Origin of the sequence: Pseudomonas sp. A25(2017) (assembly GCF_002001065.1) — a bacterium.
Taxonomy (GTDB): domain Bacteria; phylum Pseudomonadota; class Gammaproteobacteria; order Pseudomonadales; family Pseudomonadaceae; genus Aquipseudomonas; species Aquipseudomonas kilonensis.
The window spans coordinates 1-8,310 of the sequence record NZ_MUOA01000031.1 but is presented as its reverse complement, the minus strand read 5'-3'; the positions used below and the strand labels follow the sequence as shown (position 1 = coordinate 8,310).

The 8,310-nt window shown below is 58.3% G+C and carries 7 protein-coding genes and 1 pseudogene; all 8 read left to right on the top strand.

From position 1 onward, the window contains the following. Positions 1–535 (top strand): annotated as a pseudogene (locus tag B0E42_RS01665) (type IV secretion protein Rhs); the annotation flags it as partial. After that, positions 532–927 carry a hypothetical protein gene (locus B0E42_RS01660; RefSeq protein WP_053189938.1) on the top strand — a complete coding sequence of 132 codons (396 nt, stop codon included), beginning with the start codon at positions 532–534 and terminating at the stop codon, positions 925–927. The pseudogene B0E42_RS01665 and the gene B0E42_RS01660, both read left to right, overlap by 4 nt. A 221-nt stretch (positions 928–1,148) precedes the next feature. Continuing rightward, positions 1,149–1,547 carry a hypothetical protein gene (locus B0E42_RS29555; RefSeq protein WP_139353071.1) on the top strand — a complete coding sequence of 133 codons (399 nt, stop codon included), beginning with the start codon at positions 1,149–1,151 and terminating at the stop codon, positions 1,545–1,547. A gap of 620 nt (positions 1,548–2,167) precedes the next feature. Further along, positions 2,168–3,421, top strand: coding sequence for a cystathionine gamma-synthase family protein (locus B0E42_RS01655; RefSeq protein WP_024617033.1), 1,254 nt, complete (start codon positions 2,168–2,170; stop codon positions 3,419–3,421). A 134-nt stretch (positions 3,422–3,555) separates the two neighbouring features. After that, entirely contained in the window at positions 3,556–4,986 is a 1,431-nt protein-coding gene (locus B0E42_RS01650; RefSeq protein WP_053182172.1) for an amino acid permease, read from the top strand. Between the two features lie 58 nt (positions 4,987–5,044). Continuing rightward, positions 5,045–5,929, top strand: coding sequence for a LysR substrate-binding domain-containing protein (locus B0E42_RS01645; RefSeq protein WP_077505407.1), 885 nt, complete (start codon positions 5,045–5,047; stop codon positions 5,927–5,929). Positions 5,930–5,949: 20 nt separating this feature from the next. Further along, on the top strand, positions 5,950–7,314 hold the full coding sequence (thrC, locus tag B0E42_RS01640; protein ID WP_077505405.1) for a threonine synthase: 1,365 nt from the start codon (positions 5,950–5,952) through the stop codon (positions 7,312–7,314). Between the two features lie 12 nt (positions 7,315–7,326). Further along, positions 7,327–7,764 carry an Lrp/AsnC family transcriptional regulator gene (locus B0E42_RS01635; protein WP_077505403.1) on the top strand — a complete coding sequence of 146 codons (438 nt, stop codon included), beginning with the start codon at positions 7,327–7,329 and terminating at the stop codon, positions 7,762–7,764. Positions 7,765–8,310 lie beyond the last annotated feature (546 nt).

Below are 8,310 nucleotides of genomic sequence, written 5' to 3'. Positions count from 1 at the left end.
GACGGGGTGGGTGGATCCGTTGGGGTTGGTGGATTGTCCGGGGAAGGGTGGGTGTAGGCCGGCGATTGGGGTTGAGGATCCGGCGGTTAAGGTAGCTGCTGATCAAACGGAACCTAAACTACCTACTCCCAAAAAAGAGGAGGATTTCTTATATCGTGGTGATGAGCGAAATCCCGAAGACGTTTTTGAACATGGCTTTAAAAGCAAAGGTAAAAGCAAAAATTTGTTCTTGCATTCTATGGATAGTGACTCGCCTCCTAGTTATTACATTAGTACCTCCTACTCAAGAGATGTGGGGAAGAGGTTTGCTACCGGTGAGTACACTAAAATAGGGTATTTATACACGTTGCAAAAAATTCCAGGGCACGATTTGCAAAAAGAGCTAGGGGGCGCATATTTGTTTGGGGCTGAAAAAGAGATTGCAATTCCAGGTCGTATTAAGAGTGAAGATGTGCTTGGCGCAACCTTGATGCTTGATAATGGGAAAGAGTTTGGCTATTCCATACCTAACCCTAACAGGAGAATAAAAAAATGATTTCTACGGTGGAGGTGTATATCTCTAGGGGGGGAGAAAAGGAAAAAACTTGTCTTGTGTGCGATTCTAAGAGAATCGCAATAACTTTTTCTGTGGCGGATGGTGTTGATAGAATATATTCGGGGGGTAACTTCTATAAATGTTTTGCGAGTCTTAGGCGAGATAATCCGGATGTGATTTTCTTTTGTAAGGGTGCTAAGAAAAATGTTCATCCGTCTGGAATGTCGGCACAGATGTCGCTTGGGCTAAAAGCGTATGAGCTGAGCATGGGTGTCGCTCCATCGCTCGATGATATTGTTTATATATTTGACTATGATGAAAATAACTTGGCAAGCGATCCGGGTGAGCAAGAAGCTTTCTTTAAAGAATGGGTTGAGTCTCGTTTGTTATAGCTATGAGTGTGAGATCGCAATTCCTGATCGGATGAGGGTGGAAGATATTATTGGGATCACTCTACTGGTTTGATCGTTCCCACGCTCCTGCGTGGGAATGCATCCCGTGACGCTCTGCGTCACATCCAGAAGCGGAACGCGGAGCGTCCTTGGCGACATTCCCACGCAGGAGTGCATGGGTTCTGTAGGGCACTCAATATCCAATTTTGACAGGTGATGATATGACTTCTAGAGAGGTGGCAATTGAAATTGATGGTGTCATTAATAAGGCGATCTTTAAATGTGGTCGAAAAAATATAGAAATGACCGTAACGATGCCAGATGGAATAGAAAGAAGTTGCACAGCGGCGGATTTGTATTTGTGCCTAGGGAAGGTTAGGAAAGATTTTTCGGATGTGAGTTTTTTATGCAAGGGAGCCAAAATCAATGTGCATCCCTCGCGAATGTCTTCGCAAATGGCTGGCGGTGTAGTTGCTTATGAAGTCCGTTGGGGAGAGACGGCGGATGAAAGTGACACAGTCAATATTTTTGATTATGAAGATAAGGATTTAACCAACGATATTACAGAGCAGGTTGAATACCATCGGCGGTGGTTGCAATCGTTTAACGCTGGTCCTTGATCGTTCCCACGCTCCCGCGTGGGAATGCATCCCGTGACGCTCTGCGTCACATCCAGAAGCGGAACGCGGAGCGTCCCTGGCGTCATTCCCACGCAGGAGCGTGGGAACGATCGATAACCTGTGGCGAGGGAGCTTGCTCCCGCTGGGTTGCGGTAGGAGCTGCCGAAGGCTGCGATCTTTTGATCTTGATCTTTCGCTTGATACTCAACTGGCTTTGGAAAGATCGCAGCCTCGCTTCGCTCGGCAGCTCCTACGGCGCAGCCGAGCGGGAGCAAGCTCCCTCGCCACGATGATTCACACAGCCTTTAAGTCAACGGTCGCCTGTAGGACTGGCGCTCACGCATTCCCGACGTCACCACAATTCCAGTGTGGGAGCGGGCTTGCTCGCGAAAGCGATTGCACATTCAACCCCTCAGTGACTGACCCACCGCTTTCGCGAGCAAGCCCGCTCCCACAGGTTTTTGTGTCCGCAGGTCATCCCAGACCTTCATACAGCCATTAAAAAAACCACCCCTTTGGCACCGATAACATCGTTTCTCGGGCGCGCGGCTTTTCCCTATATTGGCCCTCAGATCCGGTGGATGGCTCAACGTCCACCCCCTCAGTGTGAGTAGCCTCAAATGAACAATAAACCTGACAGCACAGGGCTCGATAATGCCGGCGCGGGAACCCGGGCGGTTTGGGGTGGGGAGCAAGTCAGGCACCCCTACAACGCCACGCAAACTCCCATCGTGGCCAGCGCCGCGTACGGTTACGACGACATCGACGTCTGGTACGACGTTGCGCTGGGCAAGGCCCCCGGTTTTATCTACAGCCGCATGAGCAACCCGACCGTCGAGACCCTCGAAGCCAAGATTCGCGAGTTGGAAATGGCCGAGTCCGCCGTGGCCTTCAGCAGTGGCATGGCGGCGATCAGCAGCGTGCTCTACACCTTCCTGGCCCATGGCGATCGCGTGGTGTCGACCAAGGACAGTTACGGCGGCACCAACAAGATTTTCGAAGAGTTTCTGCCGCGCACCGGCGTGGCGGTGACCTTGTGCGAGACCTTCGATCACGACGACCTCGAGCGTGAAATCGCCAAGGGTTGCCAGGTGCTGTACCTGGAAACCCCCACCAACCCGACCCTGAAAATCCTCGACATCCCGCGCCTGGTGGCAGCGGCCAAGCGTGTTGGCGCCGTGGTCGTGGCCGATAACACCTTCGCCACGCCGCTGAACCAGAGCCCGCTGGCCTTGGGGGTGGATGTGGTGATTCATAGCGCGACCAAGTTTCTCAGCGGCCATGGCGACGTGCTCGGTGGCCTGGTGTGCGGCAGCGAAGCCTTGATGGCCCAGGTGCGGCATTACCGGGAAATCAACGGCGCGAGCCTCGACCCGTTCTCGGCCTACCTGATCATCCGAGGCATGAAGACCCTGGCGCTGCGCATGCGCCAGCAACAACACAGCGCCCGGGCCCTGGCCGAATTCCTCTGCACCGAACCGCTGGTGGAGGCGGTGAATTATCCCGGCTTGCCGAGCCACCCGAACCACGCCGTGGCTTGCGCGCAGATGTCCGGCTTCGGCGCCATCGTCAGTTTTGTCCTGGTCGGTGGCATGGACACGGTCAAGCTGCTGTTGCCGCGCCTGCGCTTCGCCCATTGCGCGGGCAACCTGGGCGCGGTGGAAACCATCTACGGCCCGGCCCGCACCACCAGCCATGTCGAGAACACCTTGGAAGAACGCTTGGCCCTGGGTATCTCCGAAGGCCTGGTGCGGGTTTCGGTGGGCATCGAAGACACGGACGATCTATTGGACGATTTGAAACAGGCCTTCGCCTTCGTCAAAAAGACCCTCAATCCGCAACTCAATGAAGTCCACACCGAAACCGCAAGCTGAAGTTTGAAAGTTGGTACCCCATAACAAGGCTGTGAATGGGGCGTTCATGAATAGGAATAATAATAAAAGCTCAGCGGCGCTTGTCTGACTCGCGTAGACGTAGATGCGCGCCCTGACATTTCATGAGAACAACCATGTCCATAACAGAACAACAAACGAGTACGCGGGCCGGCTTCAAGCAGGAAATGCAGACGCGCCATATCGTCATGCTGGCCTTGGGCGGCGTGATCGGTACCGGGCTGTTCCTGACCTCCGGCTACACCGTTAACCAGGCCGGCCCCATGGGCGCGGTAATCGCCTACATCATTGGCGCGCTCATGGTCTACATGGTGATGATGTGCCTCGGTGAGCTGGCGGTGCAGATGCCGGAAACCGGTTCGTTCAGCACCTACGCCACGCGCTTTCTCGGGCCGGGCACCGGTTACACCGTGGCCTGGTTGTATTGGCTGACGTGGACGGTGGCCATCGGTTCCGAATTCACCGCCGCCGGCATCCTCATGACTCGATGGTTTCCCGACACGCCGGTGTGGATCTGGAGCGCGCTGTTCGCCGGCGTGGTGTTCCTCACCAACGTGATTTCGGTGCGGTTGTTCGCCGAGACCGAGTTCTGGTTGTCGTTGATCAAAGTGCTGACCGTGGTGGTGTTCCTGCTGATTGGCGGTGGCGCGATTCTCGGCCTGCTGAACATCGACCAGGCCCACAGCATCGGCTTGAGCAACTTCACCCGCGAAGGACTGTTTCCTACCGGCTTCATGCCCATCGTGATGACGCTGCTGGCGGTGTCCTTTGCGTTTTCCGGCACCGAACTGATCGGCATCGCCGCCGGTGAAACCAAAGACCCGCAACGCAATGTGCCACGCGCCATCCGCACCACGGTGCTGCGCCTGGCGGTGTTTTTCGTCGGGACCATTTTTGTCCTCGCGACGCTGTTGCCCCGCGAGCAAGCCGGTCTGGTCGAGAGTCCGTTCGTCACGGTGTTCACCTACATCGGCATTCCGTACTCCGCCGACATCATGAACTTCGTGATCATCACCGCCCTGTTGTCGGCGGCCAACTCCGGCTTGTACGCCGCCTCGCGGATGCTCTGGACCCTCAGCGACCAAGGCCACCTGCCCAAGCAGTTCTCGGCCCTGACCCGCATGGGCACGCCGCTCAACGCGATCATCGTCAGCATGGCCGGCGGCGCCGCCTCGTTGCTCAGCAGCGTGTTTGCCGCCGACACCATCTACCTGGCGCTGGTGTCGATTTCCGGTCTGGCCGTGGTGGTGGTGTGGATGAGCATCGCTGCGAGCCAGATCGCTTTCCGTCGTCACTATGTGGCCAACGGCGGCGACATTCGCAATCTCAAGTTCCGTGTTCGCGGTTATCCGTGGGTGCCGTTGGGGGCGCTGGTGTGCTGCAGCCTGGCGTGCGTCGGGATCGCCTTCGACCCTGAACAACGGGTGGCGCTGTACTTCGGCTTGCCGTTCATCGCCTGGTGTTACTTCGTGTATTACATTACCCGCAAAAGCCGCGAGCGACGCTTGTCGGTTGCCCTCGTGGCACAACCGTCCGACGCGTTCTAAGGCGCGTCGACGGGGCGGGCAAACGTGCCCGGTGCGTGGGGGTTAACGAGGTAAGACCATGAAGCAAAAAACGTTGCCCCCGTTGAACTGGCTGCGGGCGTTTGAAGTGTCGGCCCGCTGCCTGAACTTCACCCACGCCGCCGACGAACTGTTTTTGACCCAGGGCGCGGTCAGCCAGCAGATCCGCCAATTGGAAAGTCACTTGGGGGTGGCGCTGTTCAAGCGCTTGCCCCGGGGCCTGGGCCTGACCGAAGAAGGCCAGGCGTACCTGCCGGTGGTGCAGGACGCAATCACACGACTGGCGGTGGGCACCAACGAAATCTTTGGCCAGCACAAACGCCGGCCAATCAAGGTGCGCGGCAGCCTGGCGTTTTTCGTGCACTGGCTGGCGCCGAAACTGGTGGATTTTCGCCAGGCGCACCCGCACGTCGACATCCGCTACATCAGCAACATCTGGGTCAAGGAACTCGATGGCGAAGACGACATGGAAGTTCGCTGGGGCCACGGTCAATGGCCCGGCCTGGTGTCCCAGCGGCTGACCTGGGACACCTTGTTCCCGGTGTGCTCGCCCGCCTTGATGGCGACGCTGAAAGTGCCGGCGGATGTGGCCAAGCATCCGTTGCTGCATGTGCTGGGCTACGAAGAGGGCTGGGGCTACTGGCTGAAAATGGTCGGTGTCGACTCGGTGGATTCCTCGACCGGCATGCAATTCGACACGCTGGTCTGCACCTTGCGCATGGCTGAACTGGGGCAGGGCATCGCCCTGGCGCGCTCGTCGATGGTGAGTGACATGCTTGGCGACGGACGCCTGGTCGAGCCCTTCGCCCAGCGCATCGAAGCCAGCGAATCGTTTTACCTGGTGCGCAGTTCCGGGGCCGAGCAGCACCCGGACGCGGCGCGGTTTTCCACCTGGCTGGTGGAGCAGGCGCATCGCTTTAAATGAACTGTTTTACGGAGTTGACCATGCGCTATGTGAGTACCCGAAATTCCGCCGTGCAGGTCGATTTCGAAAAAGTCGTGCTGTCGGCCATCGCCGAGGATGGCGGCCTGTTTGTCCCCGTCACATTGCCGCACTTCGAACCCCAGGACATCGCCAATTGGTCGACCTTGTCCTACGACGAACTGGCCTATCGAGTGATGCGTCCGTTCGTGGGCGAGGCGATCCCCGAGGCCGATTTCAAGCGGGTGCTCAAGGAGGCCGGCAGCCAGTTCAGCCATCGCTCGCTGGCGCCGTTGCATCAGGTGGATCGCAATGAATGGGTCCTGGAATTGTTCCACGGCCCGACCCGGTCCTCGAAGGATTTTGCCGCGCAATTGCAGGCGCGACTGGTGCAGTACTTCCTGCGTAAACGCGGGCGTCGCGCCGTGGTGATCGGCGTCACCAACGGCGACACCGGCCTGGCCGCCATCGAGGCCTTCAAGCACTGCGACGAGACCGACGTGGTGGTGATTTATCCCGAGGCCGGCGTACCGCAAGACCAGCTTCAAGACCTGCAGGCGACGGCACATCCGCGGATTCATCAAGTGGCCGTCGATGGCAGTTTCGATGAATGCCAGACCTTGGTCACCCAACTGTTCCGCCAGCATGAGGCGATCAGTTTCAATTCCAGCAACTGGGTCAGCGTCATGGCGCAGTTGGTGTTTTATTTCCACGCCGTGCTGCAACTGGGCGGCGGTCAGCGGCCCATTGGTTTCAGCGTGCCGGCGGCGAGTTTTGCCGAAGTCTATGCCGGCTACATCGCGCAGAAGATGGGCTTGCCGATCACGCAGATGATCGTCGCCACCAACCAGAATGACGCGCTGCATCAGTTCTTTTTGAAGAACCACTACTCGCGATTGCGCGCCAGCAAGACCCTGTCGCCGGCCATGGATTTGTCGATTTTTTCCAACCTGGAACGGTTTCTCTGGGAGCTCTATGGGCACGACGACCAGGCCGTGAGCGCGCTGATGCACACCTTCGAAACCCAGGGTGAAATGACCATCGCCAACGAGTTCTGGTTACAGGCGCGGATGATCATCGACTCGTACGCGGTCAGCGATGAACAGACGCTGGAGGAAATCACGTCGCTGCATCGCGACACTGGTTACGTCATCGACCCACACACCGCCACCGGTGTGCTCGCGGCGCGCTTGTACCGGCGCAGCCTGGTGGCGCCGATGGTGACCCTAGGCGAGATCTCACCTATTAAATCGGCGGCATTGCTCGATGAGTTGGGGATCCACATTGCGGCGCCACAGCGTACGATGTCTGAGCATGGCCCGGCGCAGATTCATCGCATCCAGCCGGACGATCTCGGTGCCCTCCATCAACTGCTCGGCGCCCTATAAACCGGAGGCCCCATGAAGCGAATGCTCGACCCCCTCGACGAACGCATCATCGCCGAACTGCGCCTCAACGCCCGCGCCGCCCACGCCGAACTGGCAGCCAAGGTCAACCTCTCGCGCAACGCCGTACGCCAACGCATCGAACGCCTCGAACGCGACGGCGCGATCCAGGGCTACACGGTGCGCACCGGGGAGGGCGCGCACGCGTCGTCGAACATCAACGCAGTGATCTTCGTCTACCGCTACGACCGCATGCGCGGCGCCGAGGTGTTGAAGGCGTTGCAGGCCATGCCCGAAGTGCTGCAGTGCGATGTGATGAGCGGCGAATTTGATTTGATGCTGCGAGTCGGCGCGGCGAACCCGGAGCGGGTGCACAAGGTGTGGAAAGAGATCTCGGCGTTGCCGGGGGTGGAGAACACCGTGACGTCGTTTGTGTTGTCGTCGGTGGTCTAGGCACGAGTGATCCCTGTGGCGAGGGGATTTATCCCCGCTGGGCTGCGAAGCAGCCCTGTTTTTGTGGCTGCTTCGCACCCAAGCGGGAGCAAGCTCCCTCGCCACAAAAGCCAGCGGGAGGTGTATGCCCTGACACCAATAGCCCAAACACTGAAAAATACCTGTGGGAGCGAGCCTGCTCGCGATAGCGGTAGACCAGCCAACATCGATGTTGCCTGATCTGGCCCTATCGCGAGCAGGCTCGCTCCCACAGGGTCATGTGCTCGGTCAGTGGAACAAGCACGCTTACTGCTGCTGATGTCCTTAAATGCCCCAGCCACCACAAACCCCGTGGCGAGGGAGCTTGCTCCCGCTGGGCTGCGCAGCAGACCCAAAACCATGCAGCGCGGTGGGTCAGGTTGATTGGGGGTGACCAGGTTGGGGCTGCTTCGCAGCCCAGCGGGAGCAAGCTCCCTCGCCACAAAAGCCGGCGCAGATGCATGCCCTGACACCAATAGCCCAAACACTGAAAAATACCTGTGGGAGCGAGCCTGCTCGCGATAGGGC